Genomic DNA, 24,119 nt, shown 5'->3' with positions numbered 1-24,119 from the left:
ATAAAGTGTTCATTCTTAATTAGCGAAAACTGTTAATTATAGATTAGCAGTTACAACAGATTGGCTTTATCACCTTTTATCATTGATATGGATTGATCATTCTGACATTTTTTCTCTTCAATAGCCTCATCTATTAGAAACTTTAATTTTGAAACTTTGTTAAATCTGACATAATAAAAGATTAAAGCTCCTAAAATTGCTAGTAAAAACACACCAAAAAGTTGAAAGTATGATGAAATGTTTGATATAAAAACATCTTGTATAACCTGAAAAACATTTTTATCGTTAAAGTCTTTCTGCAATATTTGATATAATTGATAAGATAATGGATTTTCAGAATTGGATTCAAAATTACCCTTTAAAAATTCCATATAAATATTGGTTCCATATTGAATAGCTACCATTGAAAAACTTGATAAGATAGAAAAACAGCCGCTAAACATAATCGTTAGAAATATTCCTAATGGAGTAAAATTAGAGTATTTGGCATGACTAGCATTTAAACTAACTCTTAACGTACGAAGCTCACTTTCACTATAATTACGAACTAACCTTCGTTTCATTTGGGCAAGTTGGTATAGGGTTAGTGGGGAGAACCACCTTGTCTTCACAATTGTTAACAAATATTCTTTTCCGTCTCCAAAACCTTTGAAATTCTTCTTCACGTTTTATTCTCCTTATTTTTTCTTCATTATATTTCAAGTCATTTTCAAATTTAAAATTGAAATCCATTTAAAAAATTTTCTGTTTTTCAGAAGTTCTATTAATAATCGTCCGTTTTCAATTTATTTTTTGAAATCGGTGTAAAATTTTTAGGGCTATGCCCTAAAAAAGACCTTGATATATATATTGCCTTCCCCCATCTATTAATAATTCTTCCTTTCGATTAATCAATCTTAAAGAGTGAAGTTTATTTAAATGGGTACTAACCAATGAAAGTTTTTTTCCTGTTAAATCTGTAATTGCTCTAGCTGAAATCTTTTGATTGTCATAAACCAATTCAAGTAATTCCTTGTGTGTATCTGAAACTTTGCCTAAAAACATCGCTTTACCATCAGGGAGCATTTCAACTATTCCTATATCTAAACGACTTAAAGAATAGTCAATATTAAATCGATGCTCGTACATTTCTTCTTTTAGATTTTTTAATACCAAGAATTTATCCTCTTCATTGGATATTAAATGCTTCATTACTTTCGCAATTAATTCATCTACACCAGATGTATTTATTCCCTGAATTTCTTCAAAATCATAATAAAAAACAGTACCCGATGGATATGATTTAATTAGTGTTAATAATTCATCTTTTATTGGTGTCAATTTTGTTCTCATTAGTAAATTGGCGATTCCTATTTCTAACTTTATCACATCAATGTCCCTTTCGTTTTCAATTCAAAAATTGAAATCTAAAATTATCATATCGATATATTTAATATTTGTCAACTACTAAAATGTAATCTCTAACGAAATATAAGTTCCAGGAAAATATTCACTACTATCCATTACCAAAATCTTTTCATTGGTTATATGATAGATTTCTTTATGCGTTTTTAAGAAAAATGATGTCCTTTTTACGTTTTCAAATGCTAATGAACGTGTATCAAATAGACCAATACCTCTTTCAGTTTCCTCTTTGGAGCTAGTTCTCCATTCGAATGCATGTTGAATTACTTCCAAGTCTGTAATTGGTTTATTATTTTTTTGTTCTAAAACTGTGGGTTTTAATGCATTGACAATGCCCATACCATTATCACCTATCGCAATTTGTACCTTATCATGGCTAGGATAATATTGTATAGCGGTATATCCATTCCCTTTACTGTGATCAAGAATATTTGATACTAGTTCAGTTACAATTCTTGTTATTTTATTTGCATCTCTACTTTTCATACCATGATTTGTTAAGATTTTTCGGGTTGATTCATCTACAATATCTACATCCTGTGCCTCTTTTACAGAGGTAATTTCTAGTAATGCATTACTTTTATCATTTCGCTGACGATTTGATAATGCCTCTAAGTCGCAATGCTCATCAAAGCAATTATAGACTTCCTCTGTACAGTGTTCTAAAAAATCCATTCTTTCTATGTAAGAAACAACAGAATCAACTGGAGGTGTCAATTTCACATAAAATGATTGGTCCAATTTATCTAATAATAATAAAAGTGATATTGCTCCTAAAGGAGATATGAAAGTAACTTTTGACAAATCGACATTTATTTCTTCACCTCCAAATGGTATATCCATCACAGAGGAAAAACCTTGAAGTAAACTATCAACATTAAAAATATTTTTGATTTCTCCTGAGTAATTCACAGTCATTTCACAACCTTATAAAACTAAATGTTTTAACAATTTATTACCCTAAATAAACAATAGTCTTTCTTCAGGATAGTTAACATCCTAATTACCTTTTACTAAAGATTATTTATTATCTTTTTATCAATCGTTGCAAAATTAACTTCCCCTATTAATCCTAACCGTACCAATCACCTTCATAAATCGATATGGTTATTGAGATTCACAATAAGGACTGACTAACTTTTTATGTTAATTATACCACTTTATTCAAGTGATACATTTCCTATTTTTACAGTAATAATAAATTGCAGACCGAAGATTCTTCATAAAATCACTCCGCTCTCATATGTTAAAAGTAGGAAAGAGAGGTAATGAAAAACGGAAAAAGAAATGAATGAACACTTTCGTGAGTTGCTTGGGCATTTTGAGGAAGATAGAATGATAAGTAGGGAAGATTTTGCATTTATCCACTTAAATGCACTCGACTATATCATTTTAAAATTGGAAGCTGAACCTTCCGTCTATGTGGAGGATTTGACATTGCTACGGATTATTAGCTCTAATTTGCGAGAGGAATTTTCATGAAAGATAAGGAACTCTTCGATATGTACGAGAAATTATTAAAACCCTGGAGTAAACGGAGAAAAATCATCTGTGATGAAGAAGTGGTAGATGAGTATTTAGAGGTGTTGGAGTTTGTCATTGATCGCCTAAATGAAGAACCAAGAGTAAAAAATGATTACATCTGTTTGCTTTTATTACTATCCTATAACCTTAAATCAGAATTCACATGATGAGTTCTGATTTTTTTTGTTTGCAACCTTTCACAACTAGATAATAAGATATTCCATATGGTACTGATAAATTCCTACTGTGGTTGATTGAATCGAATTAAACCTAATTGAAAATTACTATAAAAAATAGAGACCCCATGTAGCCGATCTCTATTTTGATTCTTATTTATCGTGTTTTCTTAGAAAATCGTCAAATTCTTGGGAGTTATATCTAGAGAACGTTTTGATGAAATATTCCATGCTAGTCTTGGTAGTAAAGGTCTTGGTGGCGATAAGCTGTTCATTTCCGTATTGGTTACCGTCTAGAAGTTGAAGTTTGTAGATATGTAGGGTGTAGGTCTTATCTAATTTAATGCTAAACACAATCATTGCCTTGTTCAAATCTTGTGGGTTAATTAACATCCCTTCCAAGTAATCGTGTTGATACAAAATTTGGTTGTCTATCTTGAGAGTTGGTTCAAAGACTGCTTCCATTCAAATCCTCCTTTTATGTTTTTGACTTACAAAGCTAATTGTACAGGATGTTTGGAATATTCTAACTAACTTGACAAATTGTTCAAATAATCGACAAAAAGAATTGACGAAATGGTAAACTAGCTTTATACCATAACAATAGGGGTGAAGGGAATTTGAAACAAGTAGAAGTAGTTGGCACAGTTCAAGATGTGGCTAACGTGATTCAGGAATTATTTCAACACATGGAAATTTTAGTGGTTGGTGAGAGTTCGGATGAAATTGGTCCATATGTCACCAACATCCTTAAAGACTTTAAAGTCACGTTTACGGAAGAAGTGACATCAGAAGGACATTCTATTAAAATTTATGATTAAACAAAAAGAGACCTTGTTTAGGTCTCTTTCTTCCTTTTCCTCGCCAAAGAGGAATATTACCTTTTGTACAAAAGGTATGGTCATATACCCATAATATGGTCAAGATAATTTTTTGTGCCAAAATTTTTTATATTTCTAAAGAAAGAGGTTTACCAATGAAAAAGCTACAAGATTTTGCAGAAAAATTCCAACAAGAAATGAATTGGGAAATTAGCAATGAAAATTATCAAATGAGCCGTTCATCGCTTCTTAACAATTACATGTTACTGACAACAGAAGTAGCCGAACTGGCAGAAGAGCTTCGAAAAGCATTTAATCAAACTCATAAGCTGGTCGAAGATGGTATGGATGAAAATGAAGCATTCCAACTATCCAAAGGACAAATAAAAGAAGACCTAGGTAAAGAAATGGCTGATTGCCTTGCTTACATTTGTAAAATAGCTAATTTCTTTGATATTGATTTAGAACAAAGTTTTTATTCTAAAGTGGCAGAAGTCAAACAACGAAAAAATAAAGATATAAGAATGATTCCAAATAAGTAAAATAAAGAGAGACCTAATTAAGGTCTCTTTTTACAAAACATTAGGTTAACTCCTTTATGATTGGGTTTCATGTACTTCAATAATGCCATTTGGATGCTGACTAATGATTCCTCGGTCAAGGGCTTCCCATAGATACAAGGAAGCGACAGAGTTATAGGGATTCCATTTCTGATAAAGAGAATCTAAGTCTAGAGGTTCTTCTTTTGGGATTTGAAACAGCCATCGTATTGAATTTTGAATGCTTACATCTCCATGGGACAAAATGTTTAAACGTCCCAATGAAAAAATTAAAAACATTTCCGCTGTCCATTTCCCAATTCCTTTGATTTTGGTTAATTTCTGAATGACTTCTTCATCGCTTAATTTTGGTAGCGTATTGAAATCTAACTCCCCTGTTAAGACATTTTCTGTTAAATGGCGAATATATTTGATTTTTGCCCATGAGACTCCTGCATTTCTTAAATCTTCATCCGTAACGTTTTTTAGTTTTTCAGGTTCAAAGTCCTCCCATACAGCCATTACACGGTTAGCAATAGTTCCCGCTGCTTTCACCGACAACTGTTGACCTATGATTCCTCTCACCATGGAACGATAATAGTCTGTATTTAAGGTAATATCAGTAATGGAACCCACCATATGTATTAGTTTCCCTAATAATTCATCTTGCTTACAAAGCGTTTGCACTCTGTCATCCTCTAACGTCAAAATAAAAGGATTCATCATTCAATTCTCCATTTCTGCTAGTTGTTACCTATTATTGTAACAGAGTTCAAGGATGGGAGTGAATCCCTTGATAGCCAAAAAAAGAGACCAACTAAGGTCTCACTGGTTCCAATTCCTGTTGATTTTGTTCTGCGAGTTGTCTAACAGCCCACTCTGCAATCGGTTTAGCGACAGCATAAGCTAACAATACTGGCACGGCATTACCAATCTGTTTGTATAATTTATCGATTCGATTATTTTCGGAAACTTTCATGTTTCCACCGTCACTAAATTCCCACCAATCAGGGAATGATTGAATACGGGCTATTTCTTTTACTGAAAGTCTTCGGTTGTTTTCCTCACCATCTGGGAATATCCATTCATTTGGTCCCAATTTTTCCATTGGAAGTCCACCTGGATGGATTGGCGCTTGTCTACCACTTGCTTGAATAGTGAAACTCTGTTCATCCCATCTCTTTTTACGATTTCGGCTCATAAAAATGGTTGAGTAGCTTCCTGTAAAATAGGGTCCAGGATTATCCCGTAAATCACCAATGACTTCTTCCAATGTGACATAAGGTTTTAAGGCTGTTGGATCATCATTAAAAAGAGTTGGTTCGACATCACCGTGGGTCGGTTCAGGAAAGATATATTCAAAATCAATATCCTCTCTTACACCAACTAAGAACACACGCTCTCTGATTTGCGCAACGCCGTAGTCTCTACCGTTGAGCAATTTGTCATAAATTCTATATCCAGCTGCCGCGAAATCCTGTTTAATTTGTTTGAATACTTCACCTTTTCCTAATGTCATCATCCCTTTTACGTTCTCTGCGATGAAAACTTTAGGTTTTGCTTGAATTAAGCATCGGATAAAGTGTAAGTATAAAAAGTTTCGTTCATCATCCACAAGTCTTGGACCAGCTTCACTAAACCCAGGACATGGAAACCCTCCAAGGACGATGTCCCCTTTTGGAAAATGATGGATTTTACGTATATCTTTATTGTGAAAATAAGCTGATTCAGGGAAATTCTTCTGGCTTGTTTCTAATGCCTCTTTAAAGAAGTCATTTGCATAAATTTTATGGAATATACTTTCGTGTCTAACTGAATTATAATAATCTTTGTCTTTAAAAGCTTCCAATGCCCGTTCCTCACCGATGACGGCAGCCAAACCAGCTAACTCCACTCCTAAATCTAAACCGCCAGCACCACAGAACAGTGAAACTAAATTAAATCTATCATCTTTATTGTCTAGTTCACTTTCATCAAAATCGCTTGTTTCTTCAACCTTATTCGTAAGTTCTTCTTCGATTTTTTCAAATAAAATTTTCTTAACATCATCTGGATTATAATTAGGAGCTGGTTTAAATTTACCTCTACCAGGTTTATTTAACGTTACCGCATTAATTAATTCGGCTTCTTCGGTATCTAGTTCTAATTCTTCGTTTTCTAGTTCGTCTTTTTTCATGTCTATTTACTCCTTTTTGACACTAAGTCATACTTCTTAGTCTAAAGGAACCTTTCTATCATTTCAATAAGAAAGACCACCCAATTTAAGAGTGGTCTAATATCCTCATACATTGAAAAATAAAGAGGGTTCATGAAAATCAGTAGGTCTCATACTGGATGGATGAATTTTACCTAATTGTCTAAGGATAGGTAATGTTTGCAACTTTACATCAAAACCAGTTAATTCCAATGGATGGTCAAAATGAATATGTCGATCTAATTTTCCATTATGTAAAAAATATTCAACGCGAACCGCTAAATCCCGTTTATTATCGGTTGACCTAGCTGATGATTCTCGAACTTCTTTGTTCGTACAGAAATTATTAGCTGTAAAAGCAATATACATATCTGGAAATTTGGCAGTATCTATATCTTGAATATGATTCATCACTTCATTGGCAGTTTGAAAATCATATAAATCTAAATAAACCATATATTCCGCCACTCCACTATTGCGAACGATACGTCCATTCACGTAAGCATCTTTTAATCTTGATGGTAAATTGCTTCCCTTATACACAAATTCCCTAATTTCCTCATCCGATAAAGGCACCCTAACTCCTAAAGGTCTTGGTTTAGAAGTTATTTCAAGCTTCCAACCCATTGTGATTGAATTTGGATCTGTTCTTCTACTTTTTACGGCAAATACAAGTGGTTGTGAATAGAAACGATCTTCAATACTTCGTGCGGCTCGTTCTATGATGTCTTGATAATGGATACCAAAAATACTTTCAGCTCGTTCTGATTTTATTTTGTTTTCTTGAAATTCATTGGTCGTTCTTGTTTTAACAGAAATCTTGAACTCTTTACTTTCACCATTACTTTCAGCAAGAACATAAACATCCGTTTTACATTCACCAGAGCTTGGTCGAGGGCTATCTACTTCAATTACCCTCCAAACACGGTTACCAAATCTGAATTCACCATCTCTTCTAATGACTTGTATAATTTTAGCTTCTAAATCTTTATACTTTGGCAAATCTATCACCTACTATTTTGTATTTCGTAGGTAATAGATTCCAGATAGACATATGTAAATCCTGCTAATCTAGTAAAAAAGTTCCACAAATTTGTGAACAAAGAAGAGAATTTTATCGTCTGTTAATCAAAGTTATCGAGTATCATTTGTGTTACTTCATCATATTCGATTTTAGGCATATTTAAAGGCTTTACTTTTCATTCTCGGGTAAATCCCTACGAATTCCAAAAAAATCATCAGCATATCCTTCATGAGGTTCAAAAAGGACATCTTGTGTATTAGTAGTGACAACAAGTGCTTTTTTACCTTCTATCAACCGTATCTCTAAAACCAATTGGTCTTTCACATCCTTACTTTGTTTGATTTTCATTAAATCCAATGACATATATGTAACATCCTTTCCTATTTTATAAGTCTTTTTAAGGCGTGAATTCCGTTTAAGTACGGGGGCTTTGTGCCCCCTTTGATTGTGCTTTTTTTCCTTTAAAAGGACAAATGCAAAAGGCGCATTTGTCTTTGTTTTTGAATTTCTTTGGAATTTGTCCACCACTCGTGGACACTTACAGTTGTTCCAAACCTTTTTAAAATGATCCCTTTTGGTTATTAAAAAATGCCCTACCAATAGAAGAGGTTTGCCTTTTCTTTTTTAAAGAGAAAGGGAACGTAGCAACGCGAAGTGACAATTGTTTGAGGAGCGATAGCGACGAGTATAAGTCCTACTTAACAAATGTGAAATTATTCACGATCCCTTTAAATTAGATCCATTTGGGTTTTATTGAATAAATACCTATCTTGGTTAAAAAATGTCAAAATAATGATGTTATGGTTTAAAAACAATAGAAACAAATATCTTTCTAACGAACAGAGCATCTGAAAGATGTGACGTTCAAGCTGCGATAGCAGCTTAATAAACTAATAATGTTAAATTAACAATTAAAAGTTCTTTAATAGAAATAAGAGGACAAAAATCCCAAAAACTGCTTTCATCCTTACTCCCCCAAGGGATAGATGGCATTATGAACTGGAGGGGTTTTTTGGGGTCGACTGGGGGGTTTTTTTGGGGTTGACTAATCATAATCGAGAATGGTTATCATTTACTTTACAGTTGTCTGTCTTAAATCCCCCACTTTTTAATTGATAGAGAAAAAAGCATCACGACCGATGCTTTTATTCCTGTGCTAATTTTGCCAAATGGGCATATTGGTCAAACCAGTTATCTTTCTTTTCTGCGATTTGTTTTTGTTGTTCAAATAAGGAACGGATATTGTTGGTATATTCCACATTTTCCTCATCATCTAGACCTAACATTAAATCAGGATGGATGTAAATCAATTTGGTTTCCCCCCTTGCTTCCAAAATGATACCTGCATCCCTCATTGCCTTAATGTGGCTATACAATGTGTTTTCACTAACTGAAATATGTTTAGCCAATTCCTTATAGTTGAATGGTTGAATTTTTTCAATTTCTGTTTCCAATGGTGTTCCACACAATACATAATAATGAACATTGAAGAATGGTAGCATATGTAACAGAATTCCTTTTTGGGGTTTCTTTAAGTCCTTCGTTAGTTCCTGATATGTCTTCTTGTAAACTTTCACGAAACGTTCATGACCATTTTCTGTTTTACCCATTTTTGCCACTTGTGGATTGATACGATAGATGTTACTTTTTCTTTCTCCACTTTTTATTTCCGTGATAAGTCCTTCTTGAATAAATCTGTTCAATAATACCCTCGTTTCCTTTTTATCTTTCTTTAAGATGTTTTGAATATCTTTAAAATTCATGATTTTTCCCCCTTTAATTAATAAGCCATCCTTATCTAATTGCATAGATTGTAGTAGGTCTAAGAATTCACCTGATTGAGTCATCGTTAAAGTTTTCTTCTGATTCATTTCTACAATCCGATTCACATAGACTTGAATAAAATGCTTTCCTCTTAAACGTTTATTTCGTTTTTGTTGTTCTAACAGTTCCTTCTCACGTTTAAGCTTTTCTTTTTCCCGTTCCCTTTTCTCTTTATAGGTTGCTTTACAAGCTGGCGTGAGAATGGTCGAACCATATGGAATCATGACTGTTTTTCCATCTGGAGAATGATATAAACGATCCCTTTCATGCAATTCTCGTTTATCATCATTTAGAATTTGATTAGTTGTTTTTATTACGGCTTCTTTATATTCCTTGCTAAATCCATTTTTCAAATATTATCCCTCCTCTTTTAAAACCACACTCTATATATGGAGGAAAAGAATTATAAACCCTTCAAAAAATTTGTTGCAATATTCTCTAACTTTGGTATATATGAAGTAGGGATAATTTATTGAAGGACTCGTGAATCGACGCACGAGTTTTTTTCTTTTCCTATATTTTTTCCACGTATTTATTCATGTCGATAAAATCGTCTTCTTGGAAACCCCAGTATTGGATGTAATTCTTTTTAGCATTTCTAACTGCTTCTTCATGGGTATGAGCAAAACAATTGGTCGTCCATCGACCTCGACCTTTCTCTTTTAAGAAAAAAATCACTTTATAAATTTCCATCATGACAATCTCCCTTTTTCTTTTAAAAATTCAATCACTAATTTTTCGACAATCAACTGTACAGATGTTCATTTTCAATCGCATATTCCTTAATGGCATCTCGAATATGCTCCATTGTGTGAAAACGAATCACTGGCTGATTTCTTCTTTCAAAAATATTTGGTCTCATATCAATTCCCCCTTTAGCATTTAAACGTTATATATTTAGCCTACAAACTGGTTAAAAAAATTTGAAATCGTTAGATTAATTTTTTCGTTGTTAGTATAACGCATGATTTGACCATTCCAAAGATACGTAGAAAACTTATTATTGGTATTTTTCAGGTGCTTTTTCTCTTTATGATTTCGGTGAATTGTCAATCAAAATATGGAAAATAATTAAAAAAATAGAAGGCAAAAAAAAGAAGCCCGAAGGCTTTAGAATGGTGAATATTACCAATAGAGTTCCAACATGAACAAAAGAGAAATAATCGGAGAAATTATTACATATTTCTATTACAGAACATACATTCGTCGGAACCAATAGAGGGAGAAAAATTATTTTAATAAGATTTAATTTTCCCTAACTTGTCTGTACTGTCAAATAGAGTATTGCTACAATGTGCGCAACAACCATGTGATTCACATACTTCACATGATATTTTTTTACAATCACTGCAACGGTAAACCTTCGTATCATTCACGTTACAATTGCAATTCGGACACATAGCAAAAGTAGGGGTAGAAGAAAAGAGACTCATTGAATCACCTCCTTTTTTGGTAACTGTACATTTTATTTTCCAATAAATGTTTTTATGATGATTTGTCCAGATAAAAAACAGTAGTTTTGACCTACTGTTTTACTGTTGCAAGAATTCAATGACTTTTGATGCTTGTTGTTTGGAGAGGAAGTCGATTCCAATCACGTTCATTTTATCGAAGATGGTTTTTTTCAATTCTTCTTCTGAAATTCCTTTGGTTTTAGCCGTTTCTCTTATAACCACATAGAGCTTCTTTTTTTGAGGTTCGGTAATTGATTCAGATGGAAAAGATGAAGTGTTCATTTGAGGGGTTGGTTTTGTGGATTGATTCAATTTGGCATTGGCGACTTCTTCGTAAATGGCTATCGACTTTTTAATTTCAAATCGTAATAGTGCAAGTGCTCGTCTAACGGATGATGATTCACAATTCTCCAAGGCTGATGTTTTATTAATAAAACTGGAACCTTCCTTCTCGTAAGCATGACCTGTTGCTGATGGAACAGAGTCCTCTAAATTTCTGTAAACATATACTTTCACCACCACAATTTCATTTTCCTAACTGACTAACTCAGTAATAATTCGACCGTTTGAATATTTTTCATAAAATTTTATATCCTTTCATTGACCGTTATGTAAACTTTTAGTGCTTCTTCTTTTTTATAACTGCTCATTACTATCTCCCCCTTTAAGTTTTAAACGTAACTCTTCTATCTTTTTATCAATTTTTGCGATTTCCTTCTCATCGTAGGACATTTTAATAAATTGAATGGTTTTTTCATTTTCGACATTGCCGATATTAAACCGCTTGTATTGACTGCCAACTTTACTCATTACTCTTTTCCAAGCTTCTTTTTTATTCATTCCTTCTAAGATGTATTCTTCAAATAATGTTCTTCTCATCCCATTGGTTTTTTCCCCGTCATATTTTCGGAGACAAAAATAGATCTGTTTTTTATTTGGACTCCGAATTTCCCAATTGCTCATGGTTTATCATCCTTTCGGTTCATATCAATGGTTTCCCATATACCCAGGAAGATAATAGCCAAACATAATTCTATACCGATTCGATGCTGAAAAATAGACTCCATCATTTTGAATCACCTCCTTTATCCTCTAACCAAGGAATGATTCGTTTGTATTCGATTTGAAGTCGTAACTTTTCAACCACATCATCACTTTCTCTAAATCGTTTTTCTAACTCCATTATTTTTTCTTGTTTACTCATCTCCTTCACCCCTTTTTATTTAATCAGTAGGAGGCTGTTATGCCTCCTATTTAAATCAATTCATTAAGCTCTTGTAAGAAACTTGCAAAATTACTTGTAGAATCTTTTACGATCATTTCTTTGCCTTCTTCCGTAACGTTGTAAGCAATTACTTCATTTCCACAAGTTTCTACAATAATTGAACCACTTTTTACTACGTGTTGTTTGTCTACTTTTAAAAAATCCCCGATGACTCCGTACCCATTATTTTTAGTGATGTCCACTTCTTTTACCACTTTTGACCAATGCTTATACTTATTTAAATGATGTTTAGAACAGTCGGAACATTCATGTTCGTAAATAACGGTTTTAGTTACTCTGCTTTTTAATTCCTCGTTTATTTGCTTTTTTAATTCCTCTAAATCCGTAATACTTAACTCTTTTAAATTCATTATAAATCTCCCCTTTCGTTTTCTAATGTAGTTATAGCGCAAAAAATTAGGTTGTCAACTAATTTTTCAGATTTTTTTTTAGGAGGCATTAAGTCTCCACGACTATCCCATCTATGATCCATTTTTTTCAGTTATTATTGACTTTATGATGTTCTTTGTTACTGTCTTCTAGGAAGATAACTCCCCAGCAGCGTACGATTACTTCTTGTCCTTCTTGGAAATTACCTTTCTTTTGTGTAAACACATATTTCGTATCTCTCTTAATAATATTGAAATGTTCCATTTGTTATCTCCCCCTTCTTATACTCTCTTTATAATCGAAAATGATAGGTTGTCAACAAATATTTTACTTTTTTTCCCAATATAAAATTTGTGAGAATATAAAAAAATGTATACATACCAGAAAATAACAAATAATAAAATGAAGGAGGATGATAAGGTATTTATATTCAAGACACACCAGGTATTTATATGATCTGTGATAGAAACACACGAAGGTTTTATGTAGGAGCAAGTTCAAAATCATGTTTAGTGAGGTGTGAGGCGCACCTATACAAATTGAAAAATGGTATATTTCCAAGTCCAGCACTTCAAAAAGCCTACTGGGACAAACACGAAATCGAATTCGTTCAATTGATTGAGATGCCGAATGTCGATAAAAAGGAAATCCTAAAATTCGAAAAACGGCTAATTCATTGTCTAAGGGCAACGGATGCCGAGTATGGGTTCAACACAAAAGGAAAATCATTACAGAAAAAACTCGCTTCCATATGAAAAAAAAGAAGTGATTTTCTCACTTCTCGTTTACATACTTCTATCTTATAGTTTAATTAATGGTAATAATACTTCCTCGATTTTTTCGATATACACTTTTTCATCTTCATGAGCAATCGTAATATTTAATACTCCATCCTCTGTTTCGATTCCCGTTAATTTAATAATGTTGTTTGACACAGATAAATTTCCATTGATTCCAATGGAATCATTTAATAGAAAATCAACATGGTACCATGTATCGGTGATTCGTCTGGTTTTTACATCTTGAATGTTGACAGTAGTAAGAGGAAGATTATCATCGATAAAGATTTCTTTCACCTTATTGTCTTGAATATATTGAATTAGACTTGCTTCGATTGTGTTGCGAAAAGAAGCTTCATAAATATTATCATTATCACCTTTTAATTGGATTAATTCAAAATTCCCTTCAAAATCTTGCTGAACAATCCCTGCATACTCATCCCCATTAACAACAAAACCAGTAAAGAGGCTTGACTTTCCAATTCGGTGTAATTCAAAATTTGAAATTTGAATCGATGCTACATTCATTCTGTTCATTCTCCTTTATGTTAAATTCCAATTATTCCTTTTCGCCATGCAACAAAAAAAGTCCTTCTATTTGTAGGACTTTTTTATTATATAGACGCTTTTCTGAAGCGTTGTAAGAGGAAGAATCTATTTTTTCCAATAGACTCTGTTATTACCAACCGTTGCTACTTTTACAGGATACTCTTCATGATAATACTCAATAGGCAGTATCTTTTTCATTAGGCGAAAAAGACGAATTCTTGGGTTTCGGTATTCCATATCCATAAATTGCCTTCTGTATCCCTATACGAATCGTACAAAGGATGAAGAATGGCGCTTTGGGTGGAAATGGATGGCTTACTCTTCTTGATTATTCATCATCTCCTTACTACACTTTATGCGTGTCAGAATTGTTTATGCAAATCTTACATACTTTTAGTCTAAGGTTTTGGTTGTGGCTAACCGTGAACATGAATACAATAGAAACTAAGGAGGGAGAAACGATGTCATTTTTTCCTGAAGATATATTCAACTGTGTGTGTTACATACGGAAATCGAGGCAAGATAAACGCAGAGAAAAAGAAACAGATGAAAATACATTATTTGAACAAAAAATGCTTATGAAACGATTGCTAAAAGATGTACCTTTTCCTGTGGATGAAAGAGAAGAAATTGGTTCAGGGGAAACGTTTGAAGACCGACCTATAATTAGTAAAATCATAGATGAATGTTTGGAAGGAAAATTCAATGCGATAGCCGTAAAAGAAATCTCTCGTATTGGTCGTAGCTCTATGGGGGAAAGTGAAAAGATTAGAAAGTTATTGGAATGGAAAAAAATATATATTATCACTCCAAGTAAAGTGTATGATCCACGAAATGAAAGTGATAAAAGTTTTTTGGATTTTTACTTTTTTATGGCAAACCAAGAATTAAAAATGATTAAAGCTCGTATGGTAGGCGCCAGATATAATTATGCCAAAATGGGAAAATGGATGGCAGGTTCTAGTATCCCATACGGCTACTTATTAGATAAGAAATCAAGAAAACTGATTCCTCATCCTGATGAAGAAAATATCGTAAAAGATATATTTAATTGGTATGTGGATTCAGAAATGGATATGGGGATTCAAGCAATTGTAGGTATGTTAAATCGAAAAAAGATCCCATCTCCAAAAGATAAAAAATGGGTAACCGTTACGGTCAAACGAATCCTATCAAATCCTGTTTATATCGGAACAGTTATTTATGGAAAATTGAAATACCATAAAAATGATTTCGGACAAAAATCCAAACGATTTATTAATCGAAATGTAAATCTAAAACGGATTGTAGAAGTACGAGATGAAAATGATTGGGCAATTCATGTAGATTCTCATAAGCCGTTAGTGGATAAGGAAACATTCAAAAAAGCACAAGATAAGTTAGAAAACAGAAAGCGTGAATATCCTGTGAATACTGATTTCGAACCTGATGTATTAGCTGGTCTTTTTACTTGCCATGAATGTGGAAAAAAGATGTTGAAGAACGTTAGCAACCAAACCTATAATAGACGAGATGGCAGTGGAGAAGTCAGTCATTATCGAAAAGAATTTTTAGCCTGTATCCCATGCTCCCGTTATGTGAAATATCGAAGAGTGGAAGAGGCCTTAATGAAGATTCTTTCTACATCATTTGTTGATTCACAAGAAATTAACCAACATATTGAACAGTATATGGAGAAAAAACAACAACGAAGAGAACGGTTATCGAAAGACGAGGAAATTCAACTGTTAAATAAAGAAGAAACAAGAGTATTGAAAATGTTACAATCTGCTGCCGATTCTTATAATGCTGCCACAGATGATTTTATGAAAAAATTACAGATGGATTCCATTAATCGTTATCGCGAACAATTGGAACAAATTCAATCCAAAAAAAGAGAGATATTAAATAAAGAAGAAGTGGAAGAAGAATCCATAGAAATCCCAAAAGTACAAGAGAAAATAAAAGACTTATTAACTTTTTATAATTCTCTCCATCATCGCAGTCAAAAAAATGAACTGTTACGAAGCATAATTGATTATGGAGAAGTTCATATCATTGAAAAAGGAAGAGGAAGAAGAGAAGCCAAATTTGAGTTAAAAATCCTCCCCAATTATGATTTATTGTTTGGTGAATAAAGAAAGAACCCTTGATATATAAGGGTTCTTTCTTTAGTCTTAATAATAACCGCTAGTTCGTCTGCTGAAATCAACGCAAACCGCCCTGCCTTAAAGTTGCCCTCTTGGGTAAGCGATAATAAATGCCATAAAAACTTCTCATCACACTTTAACATCTCTTGGAATTCCATCATCCCGCGGTTGGCTTTATTGAGCTCTCCATCAAAGCGGTAGGCACGCGGGTCGGATTCCGAACCATATTCAGCAATCGTTGAGAAGTCAATACTTCCTGTTAAATCGGCAATATCCTGTGATTTCGGATCAGAAGGACTAAACGTACCAATCCCTACACGCTTATCTTCTGAGAAAAACACTCTTTCGACCTGAACATCTTCTATTCTCCCACCATACTCTTGCTCTAAGCGCATCATATTTAGCGGAGATAAATTACCTTCAATTCGAATGCCATACTCCTCATAGAAATCTTGACGTAGGCTATGTGGAATCAAATGCAGTGCATCCTCATGCATCGGACAGCCCTTAATGGCAAAAACCGAACCGCGATCGGTATGAGAATAGGCTTCTAAGCCCCGCTTTAACATCGTAACTAATGTGGATTTACCACCACTGACCGGCCCCATCAACAGCAAGATTCGCTTGCGAACATCAAGGCGTTTCGCAGCAGGATGGAAATATTCCTCAACTAAACGTTCTAAAGCTTCTTCTAAACCAAAAAGCTGATTCGAAAAAAACTTGTAATGCTTTCTCCCTCTAACCTCTTCAATCCCAGCATCTTTTATCATGTTATATACTCGTGAATGCGCCGACTGAGCTACCCATGGCTTTTCTTTTAGCAATTGCAAATAGTCGGCAAAGGTACCTTCCCAACGCAGTTTCTCCTCTTCCTCACGAAACATCTCAATCTTTTTTAGAATATCCATATAGACCTCCCCTGTTGTCGCATCATCACCAGACGATTACTATACTCTATGCACCCGAGCCTTCTAACATTCGTACCTAAAGCTAAGTCTGTTTGTCCTTTTTTGGGAAAGCCTGCGTAATTGTTTTGAAAAAATTATTGCCATAGCATTCACTATCTTGAAAAGTTAGGATATAATAGGCATATGTGTACTAATGTACAAAAAGGGGGATACATAAAATGGGTACAATTTTACTAATAGGAGTAACCATTGCGTTCTTAGCTGCTATCTTCACAGCAGGTTACAATGATCGCCCGGGATCTAATAAATAAAAAAAGACCTTTCTAAGGTCTTTTTTTATTTGCGTAAATGCAAGAAATCCAGCTGTCTTAACGCTTCATATATTAATATGGCAGCCGTGTTCGATAAGTTCAACGAGCGAATATTTTCGGTCATTGGAATCCTTAAAGCGCGGTCGAGATTTTTTTCAATCACATCCTTCGGAAGACCGGTCGTTTCTTTTCCAAAAATAAAGAAATAGTCCTTCTCCTTATCCGAATAGTCAAAGTCAGAGTACGTCTTTTGACCAAATTTCGTAATAAAATAAAACTCTCCACCGTGATTCTTGTCAAAAAACTCATCTAAAGAATCGTAGTACAAAATGGTCACATGCTCCCAATAATCCAAGCCGGCTCTTTTTAACATTTTATCATCTGTTGAAAAGCCCAGCGGTCGAATCAAGTGAAGCGTCGTATCGGTTCCGGCGCAAGTCCGGGCAATATTTCCAGTGTTCGCAGGAATTTCTGGTTGATATAAAACTACATGTACTGCCACAATTTTTCACCTCAAAAATCTAACTTCATCGCTATTATACCACGTTTAAAAAGGCTCTTTTCGTAAACTTTTATTGTTTACGGAACATTATATTGGTTCCATGCTAGGTTTGCGGGCGATTTTCGCATTAAACTTTACGAAAAGATGCCCACGAAGCTATAGGTTATACGGGTTAAAGACTAATACGAAACGCAACAACCTATGCGAAAATAGCCTTTATTCATCATCAATAATCGTAAAGAATTTGTATTTGATGTTTGGTGTGTAGGCGGTCGAATCGGTATAAGACCAGTAGCGCAGTCGACTATTAGTCGTATGAGCGTTCACAAGTGGCATTCCATAATAATCGCGCCCTGTTACAATCGTATTATGGTTAAAACGGCCATCGCCTTCAAAATCATAACAAATGACATCACCAAGAATGAGCTGGTCCGGGCGGCTAACTTCCATCGTTCTAAGCCCGGTAGTCGAATTGCTTAGATAGTTTTTGAAGGTGTTGGCTATTCCCCAACTCCAGCTGTAGTTGTTGTTACGATACCACCAGCCAGAGCCACGATTCGGATATCCCCGCATCGGCGCCCCACCCGCATACAAACATTGCGAAATAAAATTAGTGCAATCATTTTCTGGAAATTTCCGGAAAGCAGGGTTATAGTCATTCCACCAGGTTTCCGCGTATTGAACCGCCCTGAGACGATCATACCGATAGGGAACGCGCTTGTCGAAGTCCTCGTTCGATGGACTAGTGTGCTCCCTATGGTCATTGGCGAGTTGGGATAATGACTGCTTGATTTCCTCGTCTCTTACAAGCGTGCCTTTAAAAAATTCAGCCTTTCGGAGCTCGATTTCCTCCTCTAAATAAAGGTGATTTTTTTGCTTCATTAAATATTGAAAATGGACTTGATAGGTTACCTGCATCATGTCTTCGTTCGTTTCTTTTTGAAAGATTTTTCCCGTTGCTTTTGCTTTCACAATTTCGGTTGATCGTTTGTATGCTTCTGTTTTTTTAGTTTCTATTTTGGGGCATTTATGTTCGCTTGATTTTGGGTGATCGGAAACACACTGCCGAGCACGATCTTCCAGTAACCTTTGTAACTGTAACCTCAATGTAATCACTCCTCTCCATGTTAATACATATGAGTGGAGGAGAGATTTCATTAGAGGTAATTTTGGGAATACAGTATCCCATTTTCTAAGCATTTCGTGTTCTTCTATTAAAATAAAACGGGCAATCCACCCTATTTATAAAACTCCAACCCTTTTTCAATTTCCTTTATTACAGAGTCCTCTTGCTCTTTTTCTGAAGCCTTTATAAGAGCTGCTCTAGCCTCATCCCCGCCAATTTTCCCTAACGCCCAGGCTGCGGTGCCGCGAATTACTGGCCGGTCATCTTTATTCAGCACCTCCACCAAGTCCATAACAGCCGTTTCATCTTTAAAATGGGCCAACGCAATAATGGCATTCCTTTGAATTGGCTTTTTTCCACGCCATGAACCGGATAGTTTCCCAAACTTTTCTTTAAACTCACGATTACTTAGCCTTAGAATCGGGCGCAGCAAAGGCTTAACAGTTTCAGAATCCGGCTCCATTTCTGTATGAAAGTAGAAGTTTTTGCCTTTATTTTTTGGGCAGGCAGTTTGGCAGGAATCGCAACCATATATCCGATTGCCGACAGCTTCACGAAATTCGTCTGGGAGATAATCTTTTGTCTGAGTTAAAAAACTTACACAGCGCTGAGCATTGATTTGCCCCCCTTGCACAAGGGCACCAGTTGGACAAGCTTCCAAGCAAAGCGTACAATCGCCACATTGATCCTCAATTGGTATATCCGGTTCAAACGGAATATTTGTAATCATTTCACCTAGATAAACAAACGATCCAAACTCAGGGGTAATAATCGCGCAGTTTTTACCGCTCCAACCAATTCCAGCACGTTCGGCGACAGCACGGTCAGAAAGCTCACCGGTATCAACCATCGTTTTCAACTTCGCCTGGGGTACTTTTGACAAAATAAATTCTTCCAATTTACTTAGTCGGTCACGAAGGATATGGTGGTAATCAACGCCCCAGGAAGCGCGGCAAAAAATCCCTCTTCGTTCACCCTTTTTACTAGTGACACGAATTTTCATTTTAGAAGGATAGGCCAAGGCAATTGAAATAATCGATTGCGCCCCGTCTAACAACAATTTCGGATTAACACGCTTTTCAATATCGGACTCCTCGAACCCAGATTGATAGCCTAATTCCTGTTGCCGCAAGAGCCTAGCTTTTAACTCTGTAAAAGGTTCCGCCGAGGCAAAGCCAATTTTATCGATGCCAATTTCTTTGCTGTATTGAATAATTTCTTCTTTTAGAGATTGTAAACGCACTCCGCTTCCCCCTTTTCTTTTTATTTATACCATTCATATGATAAACTATTTTTATCAATTTTTGGAGGGTGGAAACCTTGGAAATTAACATTTCAGAGGATCTCAAGAGGATCATTCCTAATTTCAAAATCGGAGTCATTCACTATCAAAATATTACTGTTTCCGATTCTCCTCAGATGCTGAAAGGCAGATTGCGATTATTTCAGGAATCGATATTCTTTGATTTAGAAGAGGAAAATGTCAACGAACTTGAAGGAATCAGAGAGTGGCGCGAGATTTTTAAAACAACCGGGAAAGATCCAAACCGCTATCGCCCATCCGTCGAAGCCCTTTACCGGCGAATCAAAAAGCAGAGCTTCATTGAAACGAACCAAAGCGCGATTGACATCAATAACTTCTTTTCCTTGCAATATCAAATCCCGATGGGCGTGTATGATGCAAATAAAATTAATGGAGATGTCACTATCAGATTGGGTGAGACAGACGAAGAGTATAACGGATTGAATGGTAGGGCGAACACAGCCGAAAAATTAATTGTCTCGGTGGACTCAGACGGCGCTTTTGGGAGTCCATTTGTCGATTCGACTCGAACTGCCGTTACGACGGAAACAACATCTGCTTTGCAAATTGTATATTTAAGGCCATCGCAACCATTGGAAAACGGGCAAAAACTCACAGAATCGTTAATGAATATGTTTATTCAAATTCATGGTGGGGATGGGCGATTTGAAATTATGAAGTAAAAAAGCTAGCGTAGTGCTAGCCTTTTTCCCTTATTAAATAGGTGCAAACTCCATATATACTCCATCAACAAATACTTTCATCTCAACTGCACCATCCTTATTAATAAAGGGAACAGCAATCGCAATAAAACCATAATCAATAAAGTTGGCAACCTCGATATCATGTACACCACGATAAGAATAGCCATTTTCCATTAAAGACTTTTTAAAGTCCTTAAATCCATTACTTTTTAATAGTTCAGCAACCATTTTGTTTTTCTCTGCTCCGACAATCATTTCTACATTTGGGCAACCACAATCATCACCTTCATGAGCCAATACCGAATTTCCAGCAGATACAAACATCAACCCAAAAGCCATCACAAAACCACCTAAAATTATAACCAGTTTCTTCATCATTAACCTCCTCAAAAGTAAAATCTCTAATACATTCGATGTAAAAAGACAATCTCCTTTTCATATCGAAGGAAAGTATTGAACAATTTGTAACATTTCACCAAAAACAGTGCTTTGGTCCTACGATAATAATAATAAAAAACGCAGCGCTTTATTTCCCTAAGAAATAAAACACTGCGTTGGTTCACAAGTATGTATGGAGCGGGTGATGGGAATCGAACCCACAACATCAGCTTGGAAGGCTGAGGTTTTACCACTAAACTACACCCGCAAATAAATTGGTAGCCGTTTGACCTCTTTATATTACACGTTTTTAGCAAGAGGGTCAAGATATTTTCCGGGAAATATGTCGAAAATCGTTATTTTTTGTAATATCACCTTGCAAAGTGAGGAAGGTCCCACTTTCCCTTCCTCTTCACAAAGCAGTTATATCAATTTAAAACCGCTGATTAAAATCATAACCGCAACGATTGCCCGTAGAGGTTTTGCGGGAAATTTAGACGACAATGTGCTGCCCATAAGTACACCTGGTATTGAACCGATCAAAAGATTTAACATTAACATATAATCAACATTGCCGATCCCTGCGTGCATCAGTCCCGCAACTGTTACCAACAAAAAGGCGTGGGCGAGGTCCGTGCCTACCAACTCGGATGGGCGTAATCGATATAAGTAAAGCATCGCCACCGCGAACAACGAACCAGAGCCAATGGAGGTTAATCCAACGATAAAACCAAGGAAGACACCAATTCCGATCGTTAAACCCCTTTTTTCTTCCAAAGACTTTAGCTGCAACGAATTCCACTCGAACTTTTCTTTCATAAATGTCTTGAACAATGTCGTTATAGCAACAAGGATTAGCACATATCCGAGAGCATGTTTGATGATTTGCTCTTGGTTATCAAAAAATGCCTCAAATAAATGTAGCAGCGTAACGGCTACGATTGCACTTGGAATACTACCTAATGCTAGGTATTTCATTAATTTGAAGTTAATCGTCTTTTGTCGCCAATGCTGGACGGATCCAAAAAATTTTGTTATTGAATTATAGGCTAAATCTGTCCCTACCGCTAAAGCTGGGTTTATTCCTAACAAAACTAAAACGGGTGTTAATAACGCTGCTCCACCAACACCCGTAAGACCTACCAAAAAACCAATAAAAAGCCCCATTACCATCATACCAATACTCATCATGCCACCTCTAACTAGTCAAATAACTCGCCGTGATAAACTCCTAGAATCACTTTATGAATTACATTTGAAGCTTGTTATGGGCATTTGTGGAATTGTGTTATTCTTCCTCGTCCTTATCAAGTTTTATTTTTTTACAACCAACATATATACAAGTAAAAATATCGACACCTTCCTTTGCTTTGGCCAATCCCTTCAAGTAAGGTGTTAGCAAATCCTTAAAATCTTCCCCTACCCCTTCTTCCTCTAATATTCCGTATATATATAGTTTTTTTTCGTCAAACAATACAGCTACATTTCCGACAGCTTTATTTTTTTGATCAACAACATTTAATACCTGGAAATGCTGAGTTAGCACCTCAGGGGAAAAATAAATTTGCATGGCAACCTCTCCTATCCTAAGTAAACTGCAATTTATCAAACAGTGAGTCGCTTTCTTTGGATGATTCTTTTTTAGCCACATGGATTAAAATTAAGCAAAGAATACAGGCAAGTAAACAAAGGCTCGCGGTTGTTAAAAACATACCTGTTCGCGACCATTCCATTAGCTTACTAAATATCGGTGGCCCAATCGCCACTCCTAAGAAGCGGACGGATCCATACAATGAAGTGACAAAACCGCGCCGATCGGTTGGAACTGAACCGGTAATAAAGCTATTGATGCAGGGAAGTGTTAGACCGGTTCCAATACTGCTAATAACTAAAATGGCAAAAAACGGAATCAAACTTTTAAAATAAATCAGTGTTGCAAATGAAATGGTCATTAAAAGAAGCCCAATGACAATTAACTTTTTCATCAAGCGCATTTTTTTACCAATTTTAGCTCCGGTAATATAGGACGTTGTCGTCATAAATAAAAGCGGGATGGCCAAAATGGCTCCCTTTAGTACACCATCAATGTTATGGTCCTTCTCTAAGATATCAGAGATATAAAATAGAATACCAAAAAGTGTAAACAAACAAGTAGCGCCTGTTAAATAGGCGGCAAATAGCCATCGCCCCTCGGTTTTAAACACAGAGGCTAAGCCTTTCACATATTTTCCAACTGGTGGAGGTTCTTTCTTAGCCTTCTTTTCTTTGATGAAAAATATCGTCAATAGGACAGAAATTATGCAAAATAATGGGAATGCGAAAAAGGCCGCATACCAGAACAATAACGCCAAAAGCGATCCAATTATTGGACTAATAACCTTACCAAAACCATTTGATGCCTCCACTAGCCCCAATACCCGGCTTTGCTCGCCACCTTTAAATAAATCCCCCGTTAAAGCCATGGCAATAGGTGCAGTTCCGGCTGCACCGATTCCTTGCATAATTCGCCCTGCCATAATCCAGGTATAAGGACTGGAAAACCAAGCAGCTGCCGCTCCTGCGAGAAGCCCGCCCGTTCCGTATAAAATCAGAGCAGGAATAATAATTGCCTTCCGCGAAAAACGGTCAGATAAATAGCCAAGCACCGGAATTGATATCGCAGCCGCAATCGAAAAAGCCGATATAATTAAACTAACTTGAAATTGAGAAATGTCTAGCTCGGTTTTCATCTTTGGGAGAATCGGAATGAGCATCGAGTTCCCTAGAACTAGAATAAGCGGAATGGAACCGATGGCCAGAATCGTCATCCCACCGTT

General features: G+C 35.5%; 31 protein-coding genes, 1 tRNA gene and 1 pseudogene. 7 read left to right on the top strand and 26 right to left on the bottom strand.

All coding sequences use genetic code 11. From position 1 onward, the window contains the following. Positions 1 to 50 precede the first annotated feature (50 nt). From ACX9YW_RS16890 to ACX9YW_RS16880, 3 genes are all read right to left on the bottom strand, one after another. Positions 51 to 665 (bottom strand): hypothetical protein, encoded by a 615-nt coding sequence (locus ACX9YW_RS16890; protein WP_460348560.1) that lies wholly within the window; start codon positions 663 to 665, stop codon positions 51 to 53. Between the two features lie 160 nt (positions 666 to 825). Continuing rightward, positions 826 to 1,368, bottom strand: a complete 543-nt coding sequence (locus ACX9YW_RS16885; protein ID WP_460348558.1) for a hypothetical protein — start codon at positions 1,366 to 1,368, stop codon at positions 826 to 828. 78 nt (positions 1,369 to 1,446) lie between these two features. Then, a complete protein-coding gene (locus tag ACX9YW_RS16880; RefSeq protein WP_460348556.1) occupies positions 1,447 to 2,322 on the bottom strand; it encodes an ATP-binding protein in 876 nt (291 codons plus the stop codon). Positions 2,323 to 2,691: 369 nt separating this feature from the next. Here ACX9YW_RS16880 and ACX9YW_RS16875 point away from each other — a divergent pair, with 369 nt between their 5' ends. Together ACX9YW_RS16875 and ACX9YW_RS16870 are read left to right on the top strand one after the other, a co-directional pair. Further along, complete coding sequence (locus tag ACX9YW_RS16875) at positions 2,692 to 2,886, top strand: hypothetical protein (protein ID WP_460348554.1); 195 nt, start codon at positions 2,692 to 2,694, stop codon at positions 2,884 to 2,886. Beyond that, entirely contained in the window at positions 2,883 to 3,095 is a 213-nt protein-coding gene (locus ACX9YW_RS16870) for a hypothetical protein (RefSeq protein ID WP_460348552.1), read from the top strand. Before ACX9YW_RS16875 ends, ACX9YW_RS16870 begins: the two co-directional genes overlap by 4 nt. 162 nt (positions 3,096 to 3,257) lie before the next feature. On the opposite strand, the gene ACX9YW_RS16865 is transcribed toward ACX9YW_RS16870, so the two are convergent. Further along, on the bottom strand, positions 3,258 to 3,569 hold the full coding sequence (locus ACX9YW_RS16865) for a hypothetical protein (protein ID WP_460348549.1): 312 nt from the start codon (positions 3,567 to 3,569) through the stop codon (positions 3,258 to 3,260). Between the two features lie 155 nt (positions 3,570 to 3,724). On the opposite strand from ACX9YW_RS16865, the gene ACX9YW_RS16860 reads away from it, so the two are divergent. Then, positions 3,725 to 3,925 (top strand): hypothetical protein, encoded by a 201-nt coding sequence (locus tag ACX9YW_RS16860; protein WP_460348547.1) that lies wholly within the window; start codon positions 3,725 to 3,727, stop codon positions 3,923 to 3,925. Positions 3,926 to 4,080: 155 nt separating this feature from the next. Further along, positions 4,081 to 4,467 carry a MazG nucleotide pyrophosphohydrolase domain-containing protein gene (locus tag ACX9YW_RS16855; protein WP_460348545.1) on the top strand — a complete coding sequence of 129 codons (387 nt, stop codon included), beginning with the start codon at positions 4,081 to 4,083 and terminating at the stop codon, positions 4,465 to 4,467. A gap of 54 nt (positions 4,468 to 4,521) precedes the next feature. Here the strand turns inward: ACX9YW_RS16855 and ACX9YW_RS16850 are convergent, their stop codons facing one another. From ACX9YW_RS16850 to ACX9YW_RS16800, 11 genes are all read right to left on the bottom strand, one after another. Continuing rightward, the gene (locus ACX9YW_RS16850; RefSeq protein WP_460348543.1) at positions 4,522 to 5,190 is read right to left on the bottom strand and encodes a DNA-3-methyladenine glycosylase family protein; all 669 of its coding nucleotides are present in this window, start codon (positions 5,188 to 5,190) and stop codon (positions 4,522 to 4,524) included. A gap of 91 nt (positions 5,191 to 5,281) precedes the next feature. Beyond that, positions 5,282 to 6,640 (bottom strand): DNA cytosine methyltransferase, encoded by a 1,359-nt coding sequence (locus tag ACX9YW_RS16845; protein WP_460348541.1) that lies wholly within the window; start codon positions 6,638 to 6,640, stop codon positions 5,282 to 5,284. 105 nt (positions 6,641 to 6,745) lie between these two features. After that, positions 6,746 to 7,660, bottom strand: coding sequence for a hypothetical protein (locus tag ACX9YW_RS16840; RefSeq protein ID WP_460348538.1), 915 nt, complete (start codon positions 7,658 to 7,660; stop codon positions 6,746 to 6,748). Between the two features lie 190 nt (positions 7,661 to 7,850). Next, positions 7,851 to 8,045, bottom strand: coding sequence for a hypothetical protein (locus ACX9YW_RS16835; RefSeq protein WP_460348536.1), 195 nt, complete (start codon positions 8,043 to 8,045; stop codon positions 7,851 to 7,853). Between the two features lie 782 nt (positions 8,046 to 8,827). Continuing rightward, complete coding sequence (locus ACX9YW_RS16830; RefSeq protein WP_460348534.1) at positions 8,828 to 9,859, bottom strand: winged helix-turn-helix domain-containing protein; 1,032 nt, start codon at positions 9,857 to 9,859, stop codon at positions 8,828 to 8,830. Positions 9,860 to 10,019: 160 nt separating this feature from the next. Continuing rightward, entirely contained in the window at positions 10,020 to 10,202 is a 183-nt protein-coding gene (locus ACX9YW_RS16825; RefSeq protein WP_460348532.1) for a hypothetical protein, read from the bottom strand. Positions 10,203 to 11,038: 836 nt separating this feature from the next. Then, the gene (locus tag ACX9YW_RS16820; protein WP_460348530.1) at positions 11,039 to 11,482 is read right to left on the bottom strand and encodes a hypothetical protein; all 444 of its coding nucleotides are present in this window, start codon (positions 11,480 to 11,482) and stop codon (positions 11,039 to 11,041) included. Positions 11,483 to 11,596: 114 nt separating this feature from the next. Then, a complete protein-coding gene (locus ACX9YW_RS16815; RefSeq protein WP_460348528.1) occupies positions 11,597 to 11,923 on the bottom strand; it encodes a hypothetical protein in 327 nt (108 codons plus the stop codon). A 103-nt stretch (positions 11,924 to 12,026) separates the two neighbouring features. After that, positions 12,027 to 12,164: a hypothetical protein gene (locus tag ACX9YW_RS16810; RefSeq protein WP_460348526.1), complete on the bottom strand. Its 138-nt coding sequence runs from the start codon at positions 12,162 to 12,164 to the stop codon at positions 12,027 to 12,029. A gap of 50 nt (positions 12,165 to 12,214) precedes the next feature. After that, the gene (locus ACX9YW_RS16805) at positions 12,215 to 12,595 is read right to left on the bottom strand and encodes a hypothetical protein (protein WP_460348524.1); all 381 of its coding nucleotides are present in this window, start codon (positions 12,593 to 12,595) and stop codon (positions 12,215 to 12,217) included. 127 nt (positions 12,596 to 12,722) lie between these two features. Then, the gene (locus ACX9YW_RS16800; RefSeq protein WP_460348522.1) at positions 12,723 to 12,878 is read right to left on the bottom strand and encodes a hypothetical protein; all 156 of its coding nucleotides are present in this window, start codon (positions 12,876 to 12,878) and stop codon (positions 12,723 to 12,725) included. Between the two features lie 188 nt (positions 12,879 to 13,066). Here ACX9YW_RS16800 and ACX9YW_RS16795 point away from each other — a divergent pair, with 188 nt between their 5' ends. Continuing rightward, a complete protein-coding gene (locus ACX9YW_RS16795) occupies positions 13,067 to 13,369 on the top strand; it encodes a GIY-YIG nuclease family protein (protein WP_460348520.1) in 303 nt (100 codons plus the stop codon). 45 nt (positions 13,370 to 13,414) lie between these two features. On the opposite strand, the gene ACX9YW_RS16790 is transcribed toward ACX9YW_RS16795, so the two are convergent. Together ACX9YW_RS16790 and ACX9YW_RS16785 are read right to left on the bottom strand one after the other, a co-directional pair. Beyond that, entirely contained in the window at positions 13,415 to 13,921 is a 507-nt protein-coding gene (locus ACX9YW_RS16790; RefSeq protein WP_460348518.1) for a hypothetical protein, read from the bottom strand. A 126-nt stretch (positions 13,922 to 14,047) separates the two neighbouring features. After that, positions 14,048 to 14,185: a hypothetical protein gene (locus ACX9YW_RS16785; RefSeq protein WP_460348516.1), complete on the bottom strand. Its 138-nt coding sequence runs from the start codon at positions 14,183 to 14,185 to the stop codon at positions 14,048 to 14,050. A 218-nt stretch (positions 14,186 to 14,403) separates the two neighbouring features. Between ACX9YW_RS16785 and ACX9YW_RS16780 the strand changes: the two genes are divergently transcribed. After that, complete coding sequence (locus ACX9YW_RS16780; RefSeq protein WP_460348514.1) at positions 14,404 to 16,059, top strand: recombinase family protein; 1,656 nt, start codon at positions 14,404 to 14,406, stop codon at positions 16,057 to 16,059. Positions 16,060 to 16,106: 47 nt separating this feature from the next. Here the strand turns inward: ACX9YW_RS16780 and ACX9YW_RS16775 are convergent. The 4 genes and pseudogenes from ACX9YW_RS16775 to queG all read right to left on the bottom strand — a co-directional run. Continuing rightward, a pseudogene (locus ACX9YW_RS16775) lies at positions 16,107 to 16,979 on the bottom strand (protein prkA); the annotation flags it as partial. Between the two features lie 336 nt (positions 16,980 to 17,315). Then, a complete protein-coding gene (trmL, locus tag ACX9YW_RS16770) occupies positions 17,316 to 17,792 on the bottom strand; it encodes a tRNA (uridine(34)/cytosine(34)/5-carboxymethylaminomethyluridine(34)-2'-O)-methyltransferase TrmL (RefSeq protein ID WP_460348512.1) in 477 nt (158 codons plus the stop codon). 216 nt (positions 17,793 to 18,008) lie between these two features. After that, the gene (locus tag ACX9YW_RS16765) at positions 18,009 to 18,899 is read right to left on the bottom strand and encodes an amidase domain-containing protein (RefSeq protein ID WP_460348510.1); all 891 of its coding nucleotides are present in this window, start codon (positions 18,897 to 18,899) and stop codon (positions 18,009 to 18,011) included. 131 nt (positions 18,900 to 19,030) lie between these two features. Further along, positions 19,031 to 20,161: a tRNA epoxyqueuosine(34) reductase QueG gene (gene queG / locus ACX9YW_RS16760; RefSeq protein ID WP_460348508.1), complete on the bottom strand. Its 1,131-nt coding sequence runs from the start codon at positions 20,159 to 20,161 to the stop codon at positions 19,031 to 19,033. A 77-nt stretch (positions 20,162 to 20,238) separates the two neighbouring features. Here queG and ACX9YW_RS16755 point away from each other — a divergent pair, with 77 nt between their 5' ends. Beyond that, complete coding sequence (locus tag ACX9YW_RS16755; protein ID WP_460348505.1) at positions 20,239 to 20,904, top strand: B3/B4 domain-containing protein; 666 nt, start codon at positions 20,239 to 20,241, stop codon at positions 20,902 to 20,904. 33 nt (positions 20,905 to 20,937) lie between these two features. Here the strand turns inward: ACX9YW_RS16755 and ACX9YW_RS16750 are convergent, their stop codons facing one another. From ACX9YW_RS16750 to ACX9YW_RS16730, 5 genes are all read right to left on the bottom strand, one after another. Continuing rightward, positions 20,938 to 21,300 carry a hypothetical protein gene (locus ACX9YW_RS16750; RefSeq protein ID WP_460348503.1) on the bottom strand — a complete coding sequence of 121 codons (363 nt, stop codon included), beginning with the start codon at positions 21,298 to 21,300 and terminating at the stop codon, positions 20,938 to 20,940. Positions 21,301 to 21,497: 197 nt separating this feature from the next. Continuing rightward, positions 21,498 to 21,571 (bottom strand) — tRNA-Gly (locus tag ACX9YW_RS16745). A gap of 155 nt (positions 21,572 to 21,726) precedes the next feature. Then, entirely contained in the window at positions 21,727 to 22,491 is a 765-nt protein-coding gene (locus ACX9YW_RS16740; RefSeq protein WP_460348570.1) for a sulfite exporter TauE/SafE family protein, read from the bottom strand. Between the two features lie 100 nt (positions 22,492 to 22,591). After that, the gene (locus tag ACX9YW_RS16735; protein WP_460348501.1) at positions 22,592 to 22,873 is read right to left on the bottom strand and encodes a hypothetical protein; all 282 of its coding nucleotides are present in this window, start codon (positions 22,871 to 22,873) and stop codon (positions 22,592 to 22,594) included. Positions 22,874 to 22,889: 16 nt separating this feature from the next. Next, the gene (locus ACX9YW_RS16730) at positions 22,890 to 24,110 is read right to left on the bottom strand and encodes an MFS transporter (protein WP_460348568.1); all 1,221 of its coding nucleotides are present in this window, start codon (positions 24,108 to 24,110) and stop codon (positions 22,890 to 22,892) included. Between the last annotated feature and the right edge of the window lie 9 nt (positions 24,111 to 24,119).

It is taken from the genome of Pseudoneobacillus rhizolycopersici (assembly GCF_054786815.1).
This window is presented reverse-complemented; position numbering and strand designations above follow the sequence as displayed.

Bases quoted from the DNA above. Each gene is read 5' to 3' on its own strand.
- ACX9YW_RS16880 (WP_460348556.1), bottom strand. From the start codon at position 2,322: ATGACTGTGAATTACTCAGGAGAAATCAAAAATATTTTTAATGTTGAT.
- ACX9YW_RS16875 (WP_460348554.1), top strand. From the start codon at position 2,692: ATGAATGAACACTTTCGTGAGTTGCTTGGGCATTTTGAGGAAGATAGA.
- ACX9YW_RS16870 (WP_460348552.1), top strand. From the start codon at position 2,883: ATGAAAGATAAGGAACTCTTCGATATGTACGAGAAATTATTAAAACCC.
- ACX9YW_RS16865 (WP_460348549.1), bottom strand. From the start codon at position 3,569: ATGGAAGCAGTCTTTGAACCAACTCTCAAGATAGACAACCAAATTTTG.
- ACX9YW_RS16855 (WP_460348545.1), top strand. From the start codon at position 4,081: ATGAAAAAGCTACAAGATTTTGCAGAAAAATTCCAACAAGAAATGAAT.
- ACX9YW_RS16850 (WP_460348543.1), bottom strand. From the start codon at position 5,190: ATGATGAATCCTTTTATTTTGACGTTAGAGGATGACAGAGTGCAAACG.
- ACX9YW_RS16845 (WP_460348541.1), bottom strand. From the start codon at position 6,640: ATGAAAAAAGACGAACTAGAAAACGAAGAATTAGAACTAGATACCGAA.
- ACX9YW_RS16835 (WP_460348536.1), bottom strand. From the start codon at position 8,045: ATGTCATTGGATTTAATGAAAATCAAACAAAGTAAGGATGTGAAAGAC.
- ACX9YW_RS16825 (WP_460348532.1), bottom strand. From the start codon at position 10,202: ATGATGGAAATTTATAAAGTGATTTTTTTCTTAAAAGAGAAAGGTCGA.
- ACX9YW_RS16815 (WP_460348528.1), bottom strand. From the start codon at position 11,923: ATGAGCAATTGGGAAATTCGGAGTCCAAATAAAAAACAGATCTATTTT.
- ACX9YW_RS16810 (WP_460348526.1), bottom strand. From the start codon at position 12,164: ATGAGTAAACAAGAAAAAATAATGGAGTTAGAAAAACGATTTAGAGAA.
- ACX9YW_RS16805 (WP_460348524.1), bottom strand. From the start codon at position 12,595: ATGAATTTAAAAGAGTTAAGTATTACGGATTTAGAGGAATTAAAAAAG.
- ACX9YW_RS16800 (WP_460348522.1), bottom strand. From the start codon at position 12,878: ATGGAACATTTCAATATTATTAAGAGAGATACGAAATATGTGTTTACA.
- ACX9YW_RS16795 (WP_460348520.1), top strand. From the start codon at position 13,067: ATGATCTGTGATAGAAACACACGAAGGTTTTATGTAGGAGCAAGTTCA.
- ACX9YW_RS16790 (WP_460348518.1), bottom strand. From the start codon at position 13,921: ATGAATGTAGCATCGATTCAAATTTCAAATTTTGAATTACACCGAATT.
- ACX9YW_RS16785 (WP_460348516.1), bottom strand. From the start codon at position 14,185: ATGGATATGGAATACCGAAACCCAAGAATTCGTCTTTTTCGCCTAATG.
- ACX9YW_RS16780 (WP_460348514.1), top strand. From the start codon at position 14,404: ATGTCATTTTTTCCTGAAGATATATTCAACTGTGTGTGTTACATACGG.
- ACX9YW_RS16750 (WP_460348503.1), bottom strand. From the start codon at position 21,300: ATGAAGAAACTGGTTATAATTTTAGGTGGTTTTGTGATGGCTTTTGGG.
- ACX9YW_RS16740 (WP_460348570.1), bottom strand. From the start codon at position 22,491: ATGAGTATTGGTATGATGGTAATGGGGCTTTTTATTGGTTTTTTGGTA.
- ACX9YW_RS16735 (WP_460348501.1), bottom strand. From the start codon at position 22,873: ATGCAAATTTATTTTTCCCCTGAGGTGCTAACTCAGCATTTCCAGGTA.
- ACX9YW_RS16730 (WP_460348568.1), bottom strand. From the start codon at position 24,110: ATGACGATTCTGGCCATCGGTTCCATTCCGCTTATTCTAGTTCTAGGG.